Source organism: Ensifer sp. ZNC0028, assembly GCF_000799055.1.
Taxonomy (GTDB): domain Bacteria; phylum Pseudomonadota; class Alphaproteobacteria; order Rhizobiales; family Rhizobiaceae; genus Ensifer.
Genome location: NZ_JTLA01000005.1, coordinates 1 through 21,580, shown reverse-complemented (window position 1 = coordinate 21,580; position 21,580 = coordinate 1). Strand labels below are relative to the sequence as shown.

The 21,580-nt window shown below is 63.6% G+C and carries 16 protein-coding genes; 7 read left to right on the top strand and 9 right to left on the bottom strand.

All coding sequences use genetic code 11. The features are described 5' to 3' along the window. Positions 1-13: 13 nt before the first annotated feature. The 7 genes from L981_RS01235 to L981_RS01205 form a co-directional block, all read right to left on the bottom strand. Positions 14-1,090 (bottom strand): ABC transporter ATP-binding protein, encoded by a 1,077-nt coding sequence (locus L981_RS01235; RefSeq protein ID WP_043611009.1) that lies wholly within the window; start codon positions 1,088-1,090, stop codon positions 14-16. After that, a complete protein-coding gene (locus L981_RS01230) occupies positions 1,087-3,351 on the bottom strand; it encodes a glycoside hydrolase family 2 TIM barrel-domain containing protein (RefSeq protein ID WP_043611145.1) in 2,265 nt (754 codons plus the stop codon). Before L981_RS01230 ends, L981_RS01235 begins: the two co-directional genes overlap by 4 nt. 8 nt (positions 3,352-3,359) lie before the next feature. Beyond that, the gene (locus tag L981_RS01225; protein WP_043611007.1) at positions 3,360-4,181 is read right to left on the bottom strand and encodes a carbohydrate ABC transporter permease; all 822 of its coding nucleotides are present in this window, start codon (positions 4,179-4,181) and stop codon (positions 3,360-3,362) included. Continuing rightward, positions 4,178-5,077, bottom strand: coding sequence for a carbohydrate ABC transporter permease (locus tag L981_RS01220; RefSeq protein ID WP_043611006.1), 900 nt, complete (start codon positions 5,075-5,077; stop codon positions 4,178-4,180). Before L981_RS01220 ends, L981_RS01225 begins: the two co-directional genes overlap by 4 nt. A 75-nt stretch (positions 5,078-5,152) precedes the next feature. Then, a complete protein-coding gene (locus L981_RS01215; protein ID WP_043611004.1) occupies positions 5,153-6,421 on the bottom strand; it encodes an ABC transporter substrate-binding protein in 1,269 nt (422 codons plus the stop codon). Between the two features lie 126 nt (positions 6,422-6,547). Next, positions 6,548-7,564 carry a LacI family DNA-binding transcriptional regulator gene (locus L981_RS01210; RefSeq protein ID WP_043611002.1) on the bottom strand — a complete coding sequence of 339 codons (1,017 nt, stop codon included), beginning with the start codon at positions 7,562-7,564 and terminating at the stop codon, positions 6,548-6,550. Positions 7,565-7,697: 133 nt separating this feature from the next. Continuing rightward, on the bottom strand, positions 7,698-8,585 hold the full coding sequence (locus tag L981_RS01205) for a LysR family transcriptional regulator (RefSeq protein ID WP_052201519.1): 888 nt from the start codon (positions 8,583-8,585) through the stop codon (positions 7,698-7,700). 91 nt (positions 8,586-8,676) lie between these two features. On the opposite strand from L981_RS01205, the gene L981_RS01200 reads away from it, so the two are divergent. The 7 genes from L981_RS01200 (at position 8,677) to L981_RS01170 (ending at position 16,795) form a co-directional block, all read left to right on the top strand. Continuing rightward, positions 8,677-9,579, top strand: a complete 903-nt coding sequence (locus tag L981_RS01200; RefSeq protein WP_043611000.1) for a DMT family transporter — start codon at positions 8,677-8,679, stop codon at positions 9,577-9,579. Positions 9,580-9,779: 200 nt separating this feature from the next. Next, positions 9,780-10,742, top strand: coding sequence for a galactofuranose ABC transporter, galactofuranose-binding protein YtfQ (gene ytfQ, locus L981_RS01195; protein WP_043610998.1), 963 nt, complete (start codon positions 9,780-9,782; stop codon positions 10,740-10,742). Between the two features lie 133 nt (positions 10,743-10,875). After that, positions 10,876-12,390: a galactofuranose ABC transporter, ATP-binding protein YtfR gene (gene ytfR, locus L981_RS01190; protein WP_043610996.1), complete on the top strand. Its 1,515-nt coding sequence runs from the start codon at positions 10,876-10,878 to the stop codon at positions 12,388-12,390. Further along, complete coding sequence (locus L981_RS01185; RefSeq protein WP_043610995.1) at positions 12,387-13,412, top strand: ABC transporter permease; 1,026 nt, start codon at positions 12,387-12,389, stop codon at positions 13,410-13,412. Before ytfR ends, L981_RS01185 begins: the two co-directional genes overlap by 4 nt. Beyond that, positions 13,409-14,377: a galactofuranose ABC transporter, permease protein YjfF gene (gene yjfF / locus L981_RS01180; RefSeq protein ID WP_043610994.1), complete on the top strand. Its 969-nt coding sequence runs from the start codon at positions 13,409-13,411 to the stop codon at positions 14,375-14,377. The genes L981_RS01185 and yjfF overlap by 4 nt, the downstream gene beginning before the upstream one ends. Positions 14,378-14,388: 11 nt before the next feature. Further along, on the top strand, positions 14,389-15,117 hold the full coding sequence (locus L981_RS01175) for a FadR/GntR family transcriptional regulator (protein ID WP_043610992.1): 729 nt from the start codon (positions 14,389-14,391) through the stop codon (positions 15,115-15,117). A 151-nt stretch (positions 15,118-15,268) separates the two neighbouring features. Continuing rightward, positions 15,269-16,795: an FAD-dependent monooxygenase gene (locus L981_RS01170; RefSeq protein ID WP_043610989.1), complete on the top strand. Its 1,527-nt coding sequence runs from the start codon at positions 15,269-15,271 to the stop codon at positions 16,793-16,795. A 93-nt stretch (positions 16,796-16,888) separates the two neighbouring features. Here L981_RS01170 and L981_RS01165 read toward each other — a convergent pair whose 3' ends face one another. Both L981_RS01165 and L981_RS01160 read right to left on the bottom strand, forming a co-directional pair. Next, positions 16,889-20,077, bottom strand: coding sequence for an efflux RND transporter permease subunit (locus tag L981_RS01165; protein WP_043610987.1), 3,189 nt, complete (start codon positions 20,075-20,077; stop codon positions 16,889-16,891). A gap of 3 nt (positions 20,078-20,080) precedes the next feature. Continuing rightward, a complete protein-coding gene (locus tag L981_RS01160) occupies positions 20,081-21,193 on the bottom strand; it encodes an efflux RND transporter periplasmic adaptor subunit (RefSeq protein ID WP_043610985.1) in 1,113 nt (370 codons plus the stop codon). Positions 21,194-21,580 lie beyond the last annotated feature (387 nt).

The window sequence follows — 21,580 nt, the reverse complement described above, 5'->3', positions numbered from 1 at the left end:
TGGTAGATATTTTCTAGCGCAGGCGCCTGCCGTCTGCGTCGAACACCAGAGCGGCCGTGGGTTCGAAGCGGGCGGCGATGCTGTCGCCGGACTTCAGGCCGCGGCCGTTTTTCGTTTCGATGATGATCAGTTCGCCGTCGCCGTGCCGGGCATAGGCAAAGGTCTCGCCGCCCAGATGCTCCAACATGTCGATCGTCAGATCGAGGCTCGCCGAGCCACTGTCGCCGAAATGCTCCGGGCGAATGCCGATGGTGACGGTGCTGCCGGGCGTCGCGTCCTTGACCGCAATTGGCAGCGTCGCATTGCCGAAATCCGGCAGGCGGACATGCTTTTCCCCGCCGGCGCCCGTTTCGACGATCCCCTTCAAAAAATTCATCTTCGGCGAACCGATGAAGCCGGCGACGAAGAGATTGGCGGGGTCGTCGTAGAGGTCGAGCGGCGAGCCGACCTGCTCGACCACGCCGCCGCGCATGACGACGATCTTGTCGGCAAGCGTCATCGCCTCGACCTGATCGTGGGTGACGTAGACGATCGTGGTCTGAAGCTTCTTGTGCAGCCTGGCGATTTCGATGCGCATGTGCACCCGCAGTTCCGCATCGAGGTTCGACAACGGCTCGTCGAAGAGGAAGATCTTCGGGTGCCGCACGATCGCCCGGCCGATCGCCACGCGCTGGCGCTGGCCGCCCGAAAGCTGTTTCGGCTTGCGGTCGAGCAGCGGCCCGAGTTCCAGGATGTTCGCGGCTTCGCCGACGCGCTGCGCGATCTCGGCCTTCGGCACGCCGGCAAAACGCAGCGCGAAGCCCATGTTCTCCCGGACCGTCATATGCGGATAGAGCGCATAGGACTGGAACACCATGGCGATGCCGCGTTTCGACGGATCGACATCGTTCATGCGTTCGCCGTCGATCGTGAGATCGCCCGACGTGATCTCCTCGAGCCCGGCAATCATTCTAAGCAGGGTCGACTTGCCGCAGCCGGATGGCCCGACGAAGACGACGAACTCACCGGTCTTGATGTCGAGGTCGACGCCCTTGATGACCTCGAAGGTGCCATAGGACTTTCTGACGTCTTTAAGTTGGAGTTCGCTCATGCAGCCGCCGCCTCGTCCGACACTGCCGAAAGCTCCAGTCTCACGGTGCCGAGCCGTGTCGAAGTCACCACGACTGCGATGCCGCCGGCAGCCCCCGTCGTTTCCAGCCAGAAGCCGGTCGAACCGCCCTGGAAAACCAGGCGCTCAGGCCCGACCAGGCGGGCAGGGCCGGTGACTGTGACATCGACCGCATCGTTGAGGAACGGCAGCACGTTGGCGGCCTGATCGAGCGCGCGCACGATCACCCGCACGCTGTCGCGCCCTTCGGCCCGGAGGGCCGTGCTGTCGGCCACGACCTCAAGCGTCGTCGGCACCGGGTCGGCGACCATGCGCAGGCTGGCGACGGGTTCGCCGTCGAGGAAGCCGGTGAAGGCGGCGTCTTCCCACTTCATGCCCCAGACACCGAGTTCGTCCTTGGTGAAATGACGATGGTCAATGACGACGGGCGGATGGGGCAGATGCGGGAAGTTCTCGCGATCCGGGCCGACGCGCTTGACGAGCGAGCCGTATTTCAGCTCGACCTCGTCGCAATTGGTGAGCACGATCAAAGGCAGAACGCCGCCGATGTTGCGCTCGCCGCGTGCCCAGAAGGTGACCGGCTTCATCACCACGCCCTCCGACGGTTCGCCTTGGCTGGCATAGACATAGGCCGCGAATTTCGGCTGGCGGAACATGTCCATGACACCGTGATAGCAGATCCGGTCGCCGGAGCCGAAGTCCTTGTGGGTATTGTAGTCGAACATGCACCAGCCGACAGCGCCGGAAATGCTCGGGTCGCCATAGGCCGCGTTCAGCACTTCCAGATGCCGGCGCACATGCTCGGCCTGGCGCTGCTCCTGGTCGTAGATCTTCGTCGGAAACATGTGACCGCCGAACTCGGTGATCATATAGGGGACCTTGCGGGTGAGACCGGTGCATTCCTGCTGCGGCCGCAGCGCCGTGCGCGGGCGGTTCGCGCCCGGCAGTTCCTCGTTGCCGAGGATGAAGTCGTTCATGGTGTAGACGTCTTCGAGGTACTCGCTGTCGGTAATGTAGCGCACGCCGCCGGTCTGCCGCGTCGGGTCGAGTTCGCGCGCCAGCCGGTTGGTCTCGGCGTAGAAATCATGCGAGTCTTGGGATTCGTTGATGCGCACGCCCCAAATGATGATCGACGGATGGTTCCAGTCGCGCTCGATCATGCGGCGGACATTCTCGATCGCTTCCTGCTTCCACGCCTCGCCGCCGATGTGCTGCCAGCCGGGGATTTCCTCGAACACCAGCAGGCCGATGCGGTCGCAATGGTCGAGGAACCATTTTGACTGCGGATAGTGCGAGGTGCGAACGAGATTGCAATGCAGCGTGTTCTTCAGGAGTTCCGCGTCGCGTTCTTGTGCCGTGCGGCCCATGGCGTAGCCGACATAGGGGAAGGCCTGGTGGCGGTTGAGGCCGCGGATCTTCAGCGGCCGGCCGTTGAGCTTGAACCCCTCGGTGGTGAATTCGGTCGTGCGGAAGCCGAAGCGCGACGACAGCCGGTCGCTGCCACGGTCGCTTCGCAGTTGCGCCTCAACTTCATAGAGAACGGGGCTGTCGATATCCCAGAGCGAAAGCCCCTTCAGCCCCCTGAGCTCAAGCGTGACGCTCTCGCCGCGGCTTTCGCCGGCAACCTCCGCCAGCACTTTGCCGTTCGCGTCCTTGAGCAGCGCGGTAATTGTGCCGGTGAAAGCCAGTCCTTGCGGATTGGCGAGGTCGCAACGGATCGAGACGGACTTGGTTTCGCTCAGCGCATCGCGGGTCTCGATCTTGAGATTGGCGATCGAAACGGCATCGGTGACCTTCAGCCAGACGTCGCGATAGATGCCGGCATAGGTAAGGTAATCGATGCGACCGCCGAAGGGCGGGATCTCGGGATTCTCGCTGCCGTCGATCTTGACGGTGATCAGGTTGTCGCCCTCCCGCAGCTTGTCCGTCAGGCGCGCTTCGAATGGCGTGTAACCGTCCTTGTGGGCGATGATCTCTTCGCCGTTGAGGTAGAGGACGGCGTCGGCCATGGCGGCGTCGAAGACGAGCGAGACTTCGCGGCCGTGAAACTCCCGACGCCAGGCGAGCACCTTCTGGTAGGTGAAGGCGCGTTGATAGGACGCCTCGTCGAAATAGTTGAACGGCAATTCCACCGCATTGTGCGGCAGGCTGACTGGCTTGCCCACCTGCAGGCGCCCGGCGCTTGCCGCATCGAAGCCTTCGGAGAAAATCCAGCTGTCGTTGAAGGAGGTAACAGAACGCATGATCATTCCTATTTGACTGAGCCCAGCATTCCCTGGACGAATTGGCGTTGCATGAAGAAGAAGACCGCGAGGGTGGGAAGCGTCGCGAGAATGGTGCCGACCATGACGACGCCGTAGTCGGGGTAGTAGGCAGACGCGAGGGAGGAGATGACCAGCGTGATCGTCTTCTGCTCGTTCGACTGCAGCACGATCAGCGGCCAGAGATAGTTGTTCCACGCCGTCATGAAGACGATGATGAAGGCGGCCGCATAGGTCGAGCGCATCACCGGCACGTAGATGAACAGGAAGATCTGCCATTCCTTGAGGCCGTCGACCTTGGCCGCGTCGCGCAGTTCGGACGGGAAGGCCTTGGTGGTCTGGCGGAAATAGAAGACGATGAAGGCCGAGCCGATCGTCGGCAGAACGACGGCAAGGTGCGTGTTGATCAGCCCCGCCTTGCCCATCATGATGAAGAGCGGGATCATCAGCGCGGCAAACGGGATCATCATCGTGATCAGCATGGCGCTGTAGATCCGATCGCGGTGGCGCGAGCGGAACATCTCGAAGCCGTAGCCGGCAAGCGACGAGACGGCGAGCGTCAGCACCGTTGCCAGAATGGCGATCTTGGCCGAATTCCAGAAGACCAGCGGAGCGTTCACCTGGGTGAAGAAGGTGGCGATGTTGGTGGCAAGCGCGCTGCCCGGCATCATCCTGCCCTTGATGATGTCGATCGACGAATTGGTTGCGCCGAGAAGCATCCAGACGAAGGGAAAGATCGAGAGAAAGGCCATCAGCCCGACGAAGCCGTAGGTGACGATGGTGCCGGCGATACGTGTGGTTCCGTTGCTCATCGGTCGCGCTCCCGTGCCGCGAAGAACTGGAGGCAGGCAAGCAGCGCGACGAGCACGACGATCACATAGGAGACCGTCGCCGCGTAGCCGAAATTCGGCATGAAGCGGAAGGTCAGGTTGTAGATGTAGAGCGAGAGCGTCAGCGTCGCGTTCGACGGGCCACCCTTGCCTTCAGTCAGGTTATAGACCTCGTCGAAGAGCTGGATCGTGCCGATCGTCGAAATGATCGTCGTGAACAGGATGACGGGTTTCAACAGCGGGATGGTGATGTGGGTGAAGCGTGCCCAGGCGGGCACGCCATCGATCCGGGCGACCTCATAGATCGACTTGTCGATGTTCTGCATCGCCGCGAGGTAGAAGATCATGTTGTAGCCGGTCCAGCGCCAGGTGATCGCGATGATGACGAGGGTTTTTGCCCAGAAGGGATGCGTCAGCCATGGGATCGGCGAGGCGATGAGGCCGATCGTCTCCAGCGTCGAATTGACGATGCCGTCGATCGCGAACATGCCCTTGAACAGCACCGAATAGGCAACAAGCGAGGTGACGCAGGGCAGGAAGATGGCGGTGCGGAAGAAGCCGCGGCCAACGAGTTTGGGGTTGTTGAGCAGTGACGCCAGGATCAGCGCCAGAAGGATCATGATCGGCACCTGCACGACGAAATAGGTCAGCGTGTTGGTGAGTGCCTTGATGAAGACCGGATCATTCCAGAGGCGGACGATGTTCGAAAAGCCGGCGAATTTCAGCATCATGCCGCGGCCGGACTGGAATGACATCCAGAGCGACCAGAGGATCGGGTAGATCATGAAAAGCGCGATCAGCCCGAGCGCCGGCGCGACGAACAGCCAGCCATTGACGTTGTAGTATCGGCCGATGCCGCCGCGGCGTGCGAGAGCCATCATCATCCTCATGGGTAAAAGGAGCCGTCGGCCGTGGCTTTTGCCACGGCCGGATGCGGTCGGTCGCGGGAGCGATTACTGGATTTGGGCGCTGACTTCGGCGTCGATTGCCTTCAGCACCTCGTCAACCGGCGTGCCCTGGTTCAGGGCCGGCAGTTGCGCCGTGACGGCGGTGTCCGCCTCGTTCGTGAAGACGCCGTAGTTGACCGAGGGCACTTTCGCGAGCCAGTCCGAGAAATTCTGCCAGACCTTTTCGCCGCCGAAGAAGGCATCGGCCTCGCCATAGGCGGCCCCGCTACGGGCAGCGAGCAGCGAGCCGACGGCGCCGCGATCGGTCAGGATCGTCTGGTAGAAATCGACGTCCTTGGCGTAGACCTCGTTCAGGAAGTCGATCGCTTCGGCCTTTTCGGCCGAGCCTTCAAGCACGTACCAGCTCGATCCGCCGAGGTTGGAGGCATGCGTTGCGCCGTCGATTGACAGCGCCGGGATCGGCGCCACGCCCCACTTGCCGGACTGGTCCGGCTGCGCCTTGACCGTGCCGGTGATCCACACGCCGGTGATGACGGTGGCGACATCGCCCGAGGTGAAGGTCCCGACCCAGTCGGACCAGCCGGCGGCCGGCTTGTAGATGTTGGCGGCCATGATCTTGTTGATCGTTTCCAGCGACGCCTTCAGGGCCGCGTTGCCGGTGATGTTGGCCTTGCCTTCCTTGTCGAAATACCATTGCCCGGCCGATTGCATGATGATGCGCACGAGGCCCGCGTCGGTCGGGTCGAGACCCATCATCTTCTTGCCGGTCTTGGCCTCGACCTGCTTTCCGATCTCGATGAAGCGATCCCAGGTGATGCCTTGCATGTCCTCCGGCTTGAAGCCGGCCTGCTCCAGATAATCCTTGCGATAGTAGAGGCCGGTGACGCCGGAATCGAACGGCATGCCGTAGACCTGGCCATCGAGTGTCATCAGCTCGACCTTGTAGGGAGCGAAGCCGGAATAATCGACGGTGCCGGAGAGCGGCGCGAAGGCGCCGGGGAAGGACTGCAGATATTTCTGCGCGCCGTAGTCTTCGATCAGAACGATGTCAGGCAGGGCGTCCGCAGTGCCGGACGAAAGGCCGGTCTGCAGCTTCTGCTCGACGTCGGCCTTGGCGAAATCGACGATGTTGAAGGTCACGTCCGGGTGCGTCTTGGTGTAGCGCGCCCCGGCCTCCTTCATGATCGCAACGTTGAAGTTCGGATCCCAGCACCAGATGGTGATTTCCTTGGCCTCGGCGGCCGTGACGGCCAAGAGGCTGGCGCCTGCAAGCGCGATGGCGGCAAAGCGCGGCAGATAGGTACGCATGTCCATAGTTTCTCCTCCCTCGAAATTCGTTCCCCGAGACGTTCCTCCTGGTCTCGGCGCGGAGTATTTCGCAAAATTCTGGAGAAGGCAATATTTCAGTAAATTTTTACCACGCGTTTTTTACCGACCCTTTTACGCGCCGGCGGCAGCCGTGCTGCCACGCCAGACCATCTCGGTTCCGAGGATCACTTTCTTCGCGACGTCGCGTCCGGTCAGCCGCTCGACCAGAAGGTCGACGGCCGTCTCGCCGATCACTTCGGCCGGGATCTTCACCGTCGAAAGCGGTGGCCCGAGAAACTGGGCTACGGGAATGTCGTTGAAGCTTGCGACGGCGACGTCGTCGGGGATCCTAAGCCCCATCTCGTGAATGGCGCGGTAGGCCCCGATCGCCATGTTGTCGTTGCAGGTGACAAGGATCTTGGGCGGATTGGGCTTCGACAGCATCGCCTTGGCGAGCGTATAGCCGCTGTCCGGCGTCAGCTTTTCGACCATACAGAGTTCGGGATCGTAGAGGCCGGCCTTCGTCATCCAGTGGATGAAGGCGCTGCAGCGACGCTCCGAATGGATGTCGTCCTTGTCTCTGAAAGCGTCGATCCAGCCGAGAAAGCCGATGCGGCGGTATCCCATGCCGTAAACGCCGTCGAGCAGGCGGTTCATCGCGATCGAGACGTCGCTCATCACACTGTCGTCGACGTCATCGTCGGGCGCGAAATCCGCAAAGACCAGATGGCGGCTGTGCCGCCGCAGCCAGTGGACTTCTTCGCCATAGTGGTGGCCGACGGCGACGACGCCATTCGCCCCCTGCAGGATCGCCGCCTCCGGCAGGTTGCCGTTGTGGAAGACTTTCACCACCTCGATCTTCAGAGCCTGGCAGCGGTTTTCGATGCCGAGCCGGACGCCGACATAATACGGGTCGATCAGTTCCTGGGCAGGCTGAAGGAAATGCACCAGTGCGAACTTCAGGCCCTGCATCGGCCCGGCACCGCGGCCGCGGTTGCGGGGCGTCGCGTAGTTCAGCGCCTCGGCCGTTTCGATGATCGCCTGTCGCTTCTTGGTCGATATCGAAAGGGTCGGATCGTAGTTCAACACTCGAGAGACCGTCGCCGAAGAGACCCCGACAGCCGAAGCGATTTCCTTGATTGTGACCATATCCAATGTCCTGCCCGCCGCCGCGGCCTTCCTTTCGGGCGCGGCGCATTTTTATTTAGTAAAATTTTGCCTCGGCTTTTTCAATCTCTGGGCGTCTTATTTCGTTCATGGAAAGGGGCGCGGCCGCGCGCGGTCACGCGGCGCGGCCGGTTGCCAGGGCCTGCGCCTGCAGTTCGTCGGAAAGAAACGCCCAAAGTGCCGCGACCGGGCGGGACGCCAGGCCCTGATCGTCGGCGGCGAAAAGTCCAAGCTCGATCACCGGGGCGGGCGGCAGGCCCTCTTCGGCGCCGAGAACCCGCATCGTGTTGGGACGGATGTTGAGATCCAGGAGAACGGCGATGCCAAAGCCCGCCTCGATCATCGATTGGATGGAGGACAGACTGGCGCTCGTCAGCACCGTGCGCCACGGGCGATCCCCGCCCTTCAGCGCCTCGATCATCTTTTGGCGCCAGGTGCAGACGCCGTCGAAGGCGATGAGTGGCAGAGGCCCTTCCGTCGGCACCTCGAAACCGCGTGCCGCGACCCATCGGAGCGGCAGCCGCCAGGTAAGGATCGGCTCGCCGCGGATCAGCGCCGGGTCGCCGATCGCGACATCGAGCTGGCCCTGCGACAGCTTTTCCGACAACACGGTGCTTTCGGTCACCGTCAGTTCGAGCGCCACATTCGGATGGCATTCGGCGAAGCGCTGCAGCGCCCTCGGCAGTGAGCCCACCGCAATGTCCTCGATCATGCCGAAGCGGATGGGTCCCTGGAGCGCCTGTCCGGCAAGCGCGCGCCGGGCGCCGGCGCTGAGCCCCAGCATCTTCTGCGCATAGGGCAAGAGCACATGCCCGGCTTCGGTCAGGTCCATGCCTCTTGCGTTGCGGTTCAGGAGCTTGGCGCCGAGATCGTCCTCCAGTCTGCGCAACTGCATACTGACGGCCGCTTGCGTTCTTGCCAGCCGCTGCGCCGCACCGCTGACGCTGCCGCATTCGGCGGTGACAACGAAGGCGCGCAACAGGGCGATATCCAGATCATGCATATAACGATCCCTTATGAAGGCATCACAATTATTAGCGTTCCTTATTCTGCCGGGATTGCTATGTCTGTTCAAGCCCAAGAGGAGAACGGACATGGCGGACACGGAGACGACAGCGGATAGCGCGTGGAGCGAACCGGGTGCGGCGAGTGACGCCAACGGGCGCGTCACGATCGCCATCGTCTTTTGCCTGCTTTCGATGTCGAGCGTGCAGTTTGGCGCCGCACTCTCGAAGCCGGCCATGGAAAGCGTCGGCGCCTTCGGCGCGACCTGGCTGCGGCTCTCCTGGGCGGCCGCCTTCCTGCTTATTCTCGTCCGCCCGCCCTTTCTCCGCTACACCCGGGCGCAGTGGATTTCCGGGCTTTCGCTCGGCGCGACGATGGCGGTGATGACGCTCTGTTTCTTCGCGGCGATCGCGCGCATCCCGCTCGGCCTTGCGGTGGCGATCGAGTTTCTCGGTCCCCTGACCGTTGCGGCCGTTTTCGGCGGTCGTGGCTGGCGCCTGCTCTGCCCACTAATCGCAGCCGCCGGCGTGCTCTGCCTCTCCTGGGACGGTTCCTCCTGGGTTGCGGATACGCGCGGGCTTCTGTTCGCCTTCGGTGCGGCGATCGGCTGGGGCGGCTATATCATCCTGATGAAGCAGGCCGGCCAACGCTTCAAGGGATTGGAGGGGCTTGCCGTTTCGCTGCTCTTTGCAGCGTTGTTTGCGACGCCGTTCGGCCTGTCTCAGGTCCAAGCCGGCTTCTCCTTCGACATGCTTTTGATGACGGCCGGGCTTGCCATCCTGGTGCCGCTGCTGCCCTACGCGCTCGAATTCATGGCGCTTCGGCGCATGCAGCCGTCGGCCTTCGGCATCCTAATGAGCCTCGAGCCGGCGATCGGTGCCGGTGCCGGCTTCCTCGTGCTCGGGCAGGCGCTCTCCCTCAACCAAATCTTCGGCGTGGTCCTCGTCATGCTCGCGAGCGCCACCGGGACCTTGCTGGCTGCGAAAGCCTAGCGCGCAGCAGCCAGTCGGCCTTCTGAAAATCCCGGCTGGGTGCCGGCGCCTCAGCGGGCCCTGTCGCCCCTCCACGCCGACCTCTCGTAAAAATTCGACCGCGTGGCGTGCCACAGGCGAAATGTGCCCGTTTACAAAAGTAATATTATATGATTTTTTCTCATAGGCTGCGTGGAGGCAGCTTTCTTTGGGAGGAAATCATGAAAATCGCCAAGGCACTTGCGAGTGCAACGATCCTTGCTGCCTGCACGTTCGGCAGCGCTTCGGCCGCGGACCTCGTTGTCGGCTTTTCGCAGATCGGCTCGGAGTCCGGCTGGCGCGCCGCCGAGACGACGCTGACCAAGCAGCAGGCCGAACAGCGCGGCATCGACCTCAAATTCGCTGACGCTCAGCAGAAGCAGGAAAACCAGATCAAGGCGATCCGCTCCTTCATCGCGCAAGGGGTGAACGCCATCCTCGTCGCCCCTGTTGTCGCTACCGGTTGGGACGAAGTGCTGCAGGAAGCCAAGGACGCGGAAATCCCGGTCATCCTGCTCGACCGCACGGTCGATTCGTCGAAGGATCTCTACCTGACGGCGGTCACCTCCGACCTCGTGCATGAGGGCAATGTGGCCGGCAAATGGCTGGTCGATGCGACCGCGGGCAAGCCCTGCAACGTCGTCGAGCTTCAGGGCACGACCGGTTCGTCGCCGGCGATCGACCGCAAGAAGGGCTTCGAACAAGCGCTTTCCGGCCACGACAACCTGAAGATCGTCCGCAGCCAGACCGGCGACTTCACCCGCACCAAGGGTAAGGAAGTCATGGAAAGCTTCCTCAAGGCCGAGGACGGCGGCAAGAACATCTGCGCGCTCTACGCCCACAACGACGACATGGCCGTCGGCGCCATCCAGGCGATCAAAGAAGCCGGCCTGAAGCCGGGCAAGGATATCCTGGTCGTGTCGATCGACGCCGTTCCTGACATCTTTCAGGCGATGGCCGCCGGCGAAGCCAATGCCACGGTCGAGCTGACGCCGAACATGGCCGGTCCCGCCTTCGATGCGCTTGCCGCCTTCCAGAAGGATGGCACGGCGCCGCCGAAGTGGATCCAGACGGAATCGAAGCTCTACACGCAAGCCGACGAGCCGCTGAAGGTCTACGAGGAAAAGAAGGGCCTCGGCTACTGACGTCGGCCGTGGCCCGCGCTGCTTCTCGCGCGGGCCACGCTCTTTCTCGAGTTTCCGTCTGAAGAGCACAGCTTGCCGCAGCCAGGCGCTGCGCTCTTCGCCGGCAGATACCAGCATCGCGGAGACGGTATCGATGCAGACCAGTGACCACATTCTCCAGGCGATCCGGATCGAAAAGACCTTTCCGGGGACCAGAGCCCTCGACAAGGTCGATTTTTACCTCAGGCGCGGCGAGGTTCATGCGCTGCTTGGCGAAAACGGTGCCGGCAAGTCGACCCTGATCAAATGCCTGACCGGCGCCTACCGCCGCGACGGAGGCGCCATTCTGCTCGATGATACCGAGGTCGATCCGCGCGACACCTTCGAGGCCCAGGCGCTCGGCATCGGCACGGTCTACCAGGAGGTCAACCTGCTGCCGAACCTGACGGTTGCCGAGAACCTCTTCCTCGGGCGCCAGCCCCGTCGTTTCGGTATGGTCGACACCCGTGCCATGAACCGGCGCGCGCGGGATCTGCTTGCCGATTACGAACTCGACATCGACGTCACTTGCGATCTCGCCAGCTATTCGGTCGCGATCCAGCAGGTGGTCGCGATTGCCCGGGCCGTCGATCTCTCCGGCAAGGTGCTGATCCTCGACGAGCCGACGGCAAGCCTCGATGCGCATGAGGTGGCGATGCTGTTCCGCATTGTCAGGCGCCTCAAGGCACGCGGCCTCGGCATCGTCTTCGTCACCCATTTTCTCGAACAGGTCTATGAGATTTCCGACCGGATCACCGTGCTTCGGAACGGGCAGCTTGTCGGGACGCGCGAAACCGCCGGCCTCGATCGCCGCGAACTGATCGCGATGATGATCGGCCGCGAATTGGCGGCGGAAATCCATGCGCCGCGCGCGGAGGCCCAGCAAGGGCCGTTGCGTTATCGCTTTCGCAACTATGGCCGCAAGGGTCGTGTCCGTCCCTTCGATCTCGATGTTCGCGCCGGCGAAGTGGTCGGCATGGCCGGCCTGCTCGGCTCCGGACGGACGGAGACCGCGGAGCTCCTCTTCGGCGCCTATCGCCCCGATAGCGGCGAGGCCGAGATCGATGGTCGTGCGGTCGACCTTTCGTCGCCGCGCGCCGCCATCCGCCACCGCTTCGGTTTCTGCCCGGAGGATCGCAAGACTTCAGGCATCATCGGCGATCTCTCGGTGCGCGAAAACATCGTGCTCGCCCTGCAGGCCCGCCGAGGCTGGACGCGTCCGATCTCGCGGGCGGAGCAGAACCGGCTGGCGGACCACTATATCCGCGCGCTCGATATCCGCACGGCCGATCGGGAGAAGCCGATCAAGCTCTTGTCCGGCGGCAACCAGCAGAAGGCGATCCTCGCGCGTTGGCTCGCGACCGAGCCTGAATTTCTGATCCTCGACGAGCCGACGCGGGGCATCGATGTCGGCGCCCATGCGGAAATCGTCAAGCTGATCGAGGCGCTGCGCGAAAAGGGCCTGTCCCTGATCGTCGTCTCCTCGGAGATCGAGGAACTGGTCGCCTACAGCACCCGCGTGATCGTGCTTCGCGATCGCGCCCATGTCGCCGAACTCGACGGCAGCCGGATCACCGCCGGCGAGATCGTCGAGGCGATCGCCGCAACCGATGAAAGGAGGACGTCGTGACGTCGTTCCTCAGGCTCTATTTCAACCGGTTGCTACCGCAACTGATCGCGCTCGGCGTCATCGTCGTGGCCGTATCGCTGGTGTTTCCCGGCTTCCTCAATCTGCAGATCCAGAACGGCCGCCTCTATGGCAGCCTCATCGATATCCTCAATCGCGGCGCACCGGTGGTGCTCCTGGCGATCGGCATGACGGTCGTCATCGCCACCAAGGGCATCGACCTCTCGGTCGGCGCCGTCATGGCGATCTGTGGGGCAACCGCCGCCGCCGCGATCACCTCGGGGCATTCGCTCGCCGCAACGCTGCTGATTACGCTTGGCGTTGGCATTCTCTGCGGTCTCTGGAACGGGGTGCTGGTCGCGGTGCTCGACATCCAGCCGATCATCGCGACGCTGGTCCTGATGGTTGCCGGACGCGGCATCGCCCAGCTCATCACCGAGGGTGCGATCCTGACCTTCAACGATCCTGGCCTCATCTTCATCGGCAGCGGTTCCTTTGCCGGCCTGCCGATGCCGGTGGTGATCTGGCTGGTTTTCGGAATATTGATCGCGGTGCTCGTCCGGCGCACCGCACTCGGCATGCTGATCGAGGCGATCGGCGTCAATCGCCAGGCGAGCACACTGTCCGGCGTGCTGACGCCGGTGCTCCTGATCGCCGCCTATGTTCTTTCCGGGCTCTGCGCTGCCATCGCCGGCATTATCGCCGCCGCCGATATCCGCGGTGCGGATGCCAACAACGCCGGCCTGTGGCTGGAGCTCGACGCCATTCTCGCGGTCGTCGTCGGCGGCACGTCGCTGCTTGGCGGCCGCTTCAGCATCGCCGCATCTGTGCTCGGTGCCATTATCATCCAGGCGATCAACACCGGCATTCTTCTCTCCGGCTTCCCGCCGGAGTTCAACCTGATCATCAAGGCTGCGATCATCGTCTTCATCCTGGTGCTTCAGTCGCCGCGCTTCCGCACCGCCTTTGCCTTTCTCGTGCCGGCGCGCGGCGCGAGAAACCCGAGCGAGCGAGCCGCAAAATGAAGCCGAAATATCTTCCGCTCACCGCGACGCTTGTGATCTTTCTCCTGGGTTACGCAATTTGCGTGGCGCAATATCCGAACATGCTGTCGACGCGCGTGATCGGCAACCTTCTGACCGACAACGCCTTCCTCGGCATTGCGGCCGTCGGGATGACCTTCGTGATCCTCTCGGGCGGCATCGATCTTTCGATCGGCTCGGTCATAGCCTTTACCGGCGTATTTCTCGCCGTCGTGCTCGAACACACGAGCCTCCACCCACTCATTGCCTTCGCGATGGTTCTGGCGATCGCGACGCTCTTCGGTGCCGCGATGGGGGCGATCATCCACTATCTGGAAATGCCGCCCTTCATCGTCACGCTGGCCGGCATGTTTCTCGCGCGCGGCATGGCCTTCGTGCTGTCGATCGATAGCATTCCGATCAAGCATCCTTTCTACGCGACCTTGAAGGGGCTCTATTTCAAGCTGCCGGGTGGCGGCCGTATCACGCTGATCGGCGGGCTGATGCTGCTCGTCTTTGCGATCGGTATTCTGATCGCACACCGCACACGCTTCGGCACCAATGTCTATGCGCTCGGCGGCGGCACAGCGACGGCGCGGCTGATGGGCGTGCCGGTCGCAGCGACGACAATCCGCATCTATGCCCTTTCGGGCCTGCTGGCGGGATTGTCCGGCATCGTCTTTTCGCTCTACACCTCGGCCGGCTATTCCCTTGCCGCCGTCGGCGTCGAGCTGGACGCCATCACCGCCGTCGTCATCGGCGGCACCCTTCTGACCGGAGGCTCAGGCTTCGTTGCCGGCACGCTGGTGGGCATCCTCATTCAAGGGCTGATCCAGACCTACATCACCTTCGACGGGTCGCTGTCGAGCTGGTGGACGAAGATCCTGATCGGGCTTCTGCTCTTTGCTTTCATCCTGCTTCAGAAGGGCATCATCTTCGTTTCGCGCCAGCGTCAGCAGCGGGCGTGAGGCAGAGGGCGATGTGGCCGTCCTTCCATCAGCCGCGCAAGCGCACGAGCCACCGGCTCGTGGTCGAGGAGCTCGGCCAGGCGGTGGTCGCAGGAGAATTCGCAGTCGGAGACATCCTGCCGGGCGATGTCGAGCTGGCGGCGCGTTTCAACGTTTCGCGCACGGTCCTGCGCGAGGCGATGAAGACGCTCGCCGCCAAGGGGCTGATCGTCGCCCGGGCCCGCATCGGCACGCGCGTCATGCCGCAGGCAAACTGGAACCTGTTTGATGGCGACGTGCTCTCCTGGCATTTCCGGGCGGGCGTCGACGAGGCGTTTCTTCGCCATGTGAGTGAAGTCCGCCTGGCGCTCGAACCCTACGCAGCCGCACTGGCGGCACGCCGCGCCACGGATGCCGACATTTCCCAGATGATGCGCCTGGCCGTCGCCATGGGCGATGCCGGCCATAGCGCGCAGACGCTGGCGCGCGCGGATCTCGAATTCCATCTCCGCCTGCTCGACGCCTCGCTCAATCCGTTCATGCAGACGGTCGGCAGCCTGATCGAGGCGGCGCTGATGGGCGTCTTTCAGCTGAGCAACGCGGCCGCCGACGGCGCCGAGATCGACCGCGTCGCCGTCGCGCATATCCGCATCGTCGAGCAGATCCGCCTGCGCAACGAAGAAGGCGCACGCATCGCGATGGAGCAGGTGATCCGTGTCGGCCAGCAGCAGTTGATCGCCAATTTGAGGGCGCGCAGCTGATCCAAGGCTGCGTCCGTCGGGCAAGGCTCAAGGTGGGTCCCTCGGCACTGCTTGGCATCTGCCGTCACCTGCGCGTAGGCTGCTGTTACTGGCGGAGAAACCCAGTTCCCGATGCGACCGGGCCGCCGGCAGTGCGAGCGGGGAGGAGAGGGTGAAACAGGATGTGCTGATCGTCGGCGCAGGACCGACCGGCCTGGTGCTGGCTCTCTGGCTGACCGCTCAGGGCGTGAAGGTCCGCATCATTGACAAGAACGTTGGTCCCGGCCCGACGTCGCGGGCGATGGTGGTGCATGCGCGAACGATCGAGCTATATCGGCAACTCGATCTGGCCGATGCCGTGGTCGAAGCGGGACACCGCAACCCTTCGGTCAACCTCTGGGCGAAGGGCAGGGTCAAGGCGCGCATATCCTTCAGCCCGACGGGCGGGAATTTGACGCCCTATCCCTTCGTTCTTGTCTATCCGCAGGACCATCACGAGCGGCTGCTCGAGGCCCGGCTGGAGGCCTTGGGCGTGAAAGTCGAGCGACAGACCGAGCTTGTCGACTTCGAGCATGATGCCGCCGGGGTGAGCGCGCGGCTGCGCTTGCCCGATGGCGGCTCGGAAGTCTGCACGGCGCAGTATCTGGCCGGTTGCGACGGCGCGCGCTCGCCGGTCCGACACAGGCTGGAGGTCGATTTTGCAGGCGGCACCTACGACCAGACCTTTTACGTCGCCGACGTTGACGTGAGCGGCGCGACGGCGAATGGCGAAGCCCATATTTCGCTCGAGACCGGCGATTTCGTCGCTCTGCTCGCCTATGCCGAGGGTCGGGGCCGCCTCATCGGTCTCGTGCGGGAGACGCGGGACGATGGAGACGAACTCACCTTCGCCGATGTGAGCCATCGCGCCATCGAGAGCCTTCGCCTCACCGTCGACAAGGTCAACTGGTTCTCCACCTATCGTGTGCATCACCGTGTCGCCGATCGCTTCAGACGCGGGCGTGTGTTCCTGCTGGGGGATGCGGCGCATGTGCACAGTCCGGTCGGTGGCCAGGGCATGAACACCGGCATCGGCGATGCCGTCAATCTGGCCTGGAAGCTTGCAGCGGTGCTGAAAGCGCATGCACCCGACAGCCTGCTCGACAGTTTTGAGGCCGAGCGGATCAAGTTTGCCCGGCAGCTCGTCGAAACCACCGACCGGCTGTTCACCTTCGTCACGGCGGACGGCAGCGTTGCGGATTTCCTGCGCGTTCAGGTCGCCCCCGCATTGGCGGGCATCGCTTACCGCGTCGGCGTTGTCAGGGAGTTCCTGTTCCGCATCCTTTCGCAGACGCAGCTCAACTATCGCGGCAGCCCCTTAAGCCGCACCGCGCACGGTCGGGTGCAAGGCGGTGACCGGCTGCCCTGGGTGCGCGTCAATGGCCTCGACAACTATGCTTCGTTGGCAGCCATCGCGTGGCAGGTGCATGTCTACGGCGAAGCGGGCGGCGACATCCGGACATGGTGCGCGGCAAAGCACGTGCCGCTTCACGTCTTCCCTTGGGGGCCGCAACAGGCGGGCGCGGGCTTGGCGCGGGATGCTGCCTATCTGGTGCGCCCGGACACCTACGTGGCGCTGGTGACGGAGGCAGCACGGCCGGAAGCCCTCGAAGCCTACTTCGCCGAGCAGGGCATCCGCCTGTGGGCAACTTCTGTTTAACGCCTCCCGAAAAGGCGTCGCCGTCCGGCACTGTCTCGATGAAGCTCGCGGGACCGGCGAGGCCCGTCCCCCAGCCTTTGAGCCAGGCCGGCCTTAGTGACCGGCCGGCGTCTCGGCCTTGCCTTCCGCCGCTTCACCTTCGACCGCCGGATGCCTGGAAATGCCCACGAGCTTGTGGCCGCGCTCGCGCAGCCACTGGAAGGCGACGTAGAGCGCCGGGATGACGAAGATGCCGACGACCGCGGCGGCGAGCATGCCGCCGGCGACGCCGGTGCCGACCGCACGCCGGCTGAGTTCTCCCGCACCCTTGGCAATCACCAGTGGTACCAGGCCGAGGATGAAGGCGAAGCTCGTCATCATCACCGCGCGGAAGCGGGCGCGCGCGCCTTCGATCGCCGCGTCGATGATGCTTGCCCCGGCTTCACGGTGCGCCTTGGCGAACTCGACGATCAGGATCGCGTTCTTGGAGGCGAGCGCGATCAGCACGACGAGGCCGATCTGGGCGTAGATGTCGAAGGAGAGGCCGGCGACGAGCACCGACAGCAGTGCGCCCGAGACGCCGAAGGCGACCGACAAGAGCACCGGTACGGGGATCGTCCAGCTTTCATAGAGTGCCACCAGGAAGAGATAGGCAAAGAGCACGGCCATCGCCAGGATCGCCGTCGTCTTGCCGGCGGCCTCAAGTTCCTGCAATGCCGTTCCGGTCCATTCGTAGCTGTAGCCGGGCGGGAGCGTCGAGGCCGACAGTGCCTCCATCGCCGCGAGCGCCTCGCCGGACGAATGCCCGGCAGAAGGTTGGCCGTTCAGCGTGATCGAGCGATAGTTGTTGTAGCGCACGATCGACTGCGGGCCGACGATGTAATCGACCTTGGCGACCGAGGCGACCGGCACCATGTCGCCGTTGACGTTGCGTACGTGCAGGCGCTGGATGTCGTCCACCGCGTCGCGGTCGGCCTGTGCCGCCTGCAGCGTCACTTTCCAGGTGCGGCCGAACAGGTTGAAGTCGTTGACGTAGTAACTACCGAGCGTGCCCTGCAGCGTGGTGAAGAGGTCGCTCACCGAGACGCCGAGCGACTGCAGCCGGTCGCGATCGATGTCGAGGTAGAGTTGCGGCGAGCTTGCCGAGTAGGTGGTGAAGGTCGGCCCCAGCGCCGGGTTCTGGTTGGCGGCGATGATCAGTCCGCCAGCCGTGGCTGCAAGGTCTGCGACCGAGCGGCCCTGCAGGTCGAGCAACTGGTACTCGAAGCCCGAGCCTGTACCGAGACCCATGATCGGCGGCAGGTTGAAGGCGAAGATCTGCGCGCCGCGGATCGCCTGGGCCTTGCCCATGGTCGTGCGGATCGCCGCTTCGACGCCTGCAGACGGGCTCAGACGTTCTGCGAAAGGCTTCATCGTGACGATCGCGAAGGCCGAGTTCGACTTGGAAAGGCCGTCAAGGAAGGAATAGCCGGTGACGGTGATGACGTTGGCAACGCCTTCGATGCCGCCAAGCATCGTCTCGACCTGTTTCACCACCTCATCGGTCCGGTTGTAGGACGCACCTTCCGGCAGGCGGATTTCGGTGAAGAACGCACCCTGGTCTTCCGCCGGCAGGAATCCGGTCGGAACGACCTTGAAGAGCAGGCCGGTGGCGACGAAGGCGGCGGCGAGGAGAACAAGGCCGATGATCGCGCGTCGAGCGATGTGGCCGGCGACGAAAGCATATCCGTCGCGCCCCTTGTCGATCGTGCGCGAGATATAGCCGAGGATGCCGCGCTTGGGCCCGTGATGCGGCTTCAGAAGCACGCCGCAGAGTGCAGGGCTCAGCGTCAGCGCGTTGATTGCCGAGATCACCATCGACACCGAGACGGCGACGGCGAACTGCTGGAAGAGCTGGCCGCTCAGGCCCGGGATGAAGGCGACCGGTACGAAGACCGAAAGCAGCACCAACGTAATGGCGACGATGGCGCCGGTGATTTCGCCCATGGCGCGCCGGGCGGCTTCCGCCGCCGACAGGCCCGGATTCTCCTCCATCACCCGCTCGACGTTCTCGACGACCACGATCGCATCGTCGACGACGATGCCGATCGCCAGCACCATGGCGAGCAGCGACACGGTATTGAGCGAGAAGCCCATGGCAAGCAGGACGGCAAAGGTGCCAATGAGCGCGACCGGAACGGCAACGAGCGGGATCAGCGTCGCCCGCCAGTTTCCGAGGAACAGGAAGACGACGAGAATGACGAGGACGAAGGCCTCCAGCAACGTTTCCTCGACGTTGTCGACGCTGGCCTCGACGAATTGCGAGGTGTCGTAGGAGATCGCGTAGGTGACCCCCGGCGGGAAGGATTTCGACAGCCTCTCCATCGCCTGTTGCACGCCTTCGGCGGCGGCCAGCGCATTGGCGCCCGGCGCCTGGTAGGTGCCGATCATGGCGACCGGCTTGCCGTTGAAGCGGGCGCTGGAGTCCGAGCTGGATGCGCCGAGGTCGACCCGCGCGACGTCGCGGATGCGCACATAGGAGCCGTCCGGCCTTGCGCGCAGCACCACATCCTCGAACTGCTTGGGATCGGTAAGACGGCCCTGCGTCTGCAGGTTCAGCTGGAACAGCGGGTCGTCGGTCATCGGCTGGGCGCCGATGCGGCCGATGGCGGCCTGGACGTTCTGGGCCTTCAGCGCGTTGATCACGTCGGTCGGCGTCAGGTCGAGGCTCGTCATCCGGTCGATGTCTAGCACGACGCGCATCGCATAGTCCTGGGCGCCGAAAAGCTGGGCGTCGCCGACGCCGGGCACGCGCTTGACCGTGTCGAGCACGTTGATGGTCGCGTAGTTCGACAGAAACAGGTTGTCGAAATTCTGTTTCTCGTCAGCACCATAGATGGTGATCACCTGCATCAGCGCAGACGACTTCTTGCGCACGCTGACGCCGCTCTGCTTGACCTCGGACGGCAATCCGGCTTCGGCAAGCGATACGCGGTTCTGCACGTTGACGGTTGCAATGTCGGGGTCGGTGCCGACCGCAAAGGTGACGGTCAGCGTGTAGGAACCGTCGGCGCCGCTGGTCGATTTCATGTAGAGCATGTCATCGACGCCGACGACCTTGCTCTCGATCGGCTGGGCGACAGTGGTTTCGACCACGTCGGCGCCGGCGCCGGGATAGCTGGCGGTGACGCTCACCTGCGGTGGCACGATGTCGGGAAACTGGGCGACGGGCAGACGGGTGAGCGCAAGCAGACCCGCCAGCGTCAGCACGATGGAGATGACCGTGGCGAACCGCGGGCGATCGATAAAGATCTCTGAAATCATCGGTTAGCCACCTGCTGCCGTGGCGGCATCGACGGTGATGCCGGGCCGCACCTTGCCGGCGCCCTCGGTAATCACGTTCTCGCCTTCCTTGAGGCCCTTGCTTATGACCGCCTGGCCGCGGGTGTTGCGCGCCACGTCGACACGGCGAAGCTCCACCTTGGAGCTGGCGTCAACCACCAGAACGAAGGCGCCCTGTTGGTCGCGCTGGATTGCCTGCTGCGGCACGGCGAGCACATCCTGCTTGTCCGACTGCTCGAGGATCACGCGCACCAGTGCGCCGTCGAGCAGGATGCTGTCCGGATTGGGGAACTCGGCGCGCACGATCACCGTGTCTGTCCCTTGTGAGACGTTGCTGGCGATGAAGTTGATCGTGCCCTTCTGCTTGTATTCCGTTCCGTTCGGCAGGCTGAGCCCGACATTGGCGCCGCCGCTGATCTCGCCTTTCAGAACGCGCTCGCGGTAGGTGAGGTAGAGCGCGGTGGCGACGGGGAACTGGACATAGATCGGGTCGAGCCGGGTCAGCGTCACCAGCGGGCCGCTGTCGGGACCGACGAGAGCGCCGACGTCGGCAGCCGTCAGACCGACGATGCCGTCGAAGGGTGCCGTGATCTTGGTGTAGGAGAGATTGAGGTCGGCGTTGTCCTTGCTGCCCTTGAGGCGCGTGAGGTCACCGTCCGCCTTCTGGACCTCGGCGTTGGCCTCGTCCACCTTCGCCTGGGAAATGGTCTTGGTGGTCAAAAGCTGATCGGCGCGGTCGCGCTCGAGGACGGCGAGTTGCTTGGCGGCTTCGGCTGCTTCGATCTGCCCCTGGATTTCCTGCACGGCGGCGCGGTAGGCGCCGTCTTCGACCTGGTAGAGTTCCGTCCCGGCCGTGACTTTCTGCCCTTCGGTGAAGTTGACCGCTTCGAGGAAGCCCGAGACGCGCGCGCGAATGTCGACCTTCTGGATCGCCGTCACCTTGCCCGTCAGGTCAACGCTTTCGCGCAGGTCCATGATGGCGGCCGGCGCCACGACCACGGCCGGCGCCTGTTGCGCGAACGCCGTTTGCGCGGATAACCCGACGGCGACAAGGAATGCGGATGAAAGTGAAAGCGCAAGAATTCTCGAACGACGCATGCAACGTTTCCCCTGAACGAAACAGCTGGAGATGACTTCAGTCGCCTGGGCAGTGCACTGAAATCAGAACATGTTATCCGCCCCAAGTCACGCAACCATTAGTTGATTTAAGCGAGGGCTTGCAAAGATAACGCAAATACCCACGAGAGGCGGGATCAGAGAGAACTTGTCACAAAAGCAATGATTTGCTCGGCCCCTCCGGTTCAAGGCGAGGGAAGGGCGACGGCCCGATTCTGTCGGGGTTCGGTTGAGGGCGTTGCGTGAACGCGAACGTTTTACGTGTGCCCGCATCGTCACAATTGCCGCGTCGGTTCTGCAACCTCCGGTGACGGTTTCGCCGAGCCGTCGGGCAGACGGGCCCCGGCGCGATGCCGGGGCCCGAGCTTG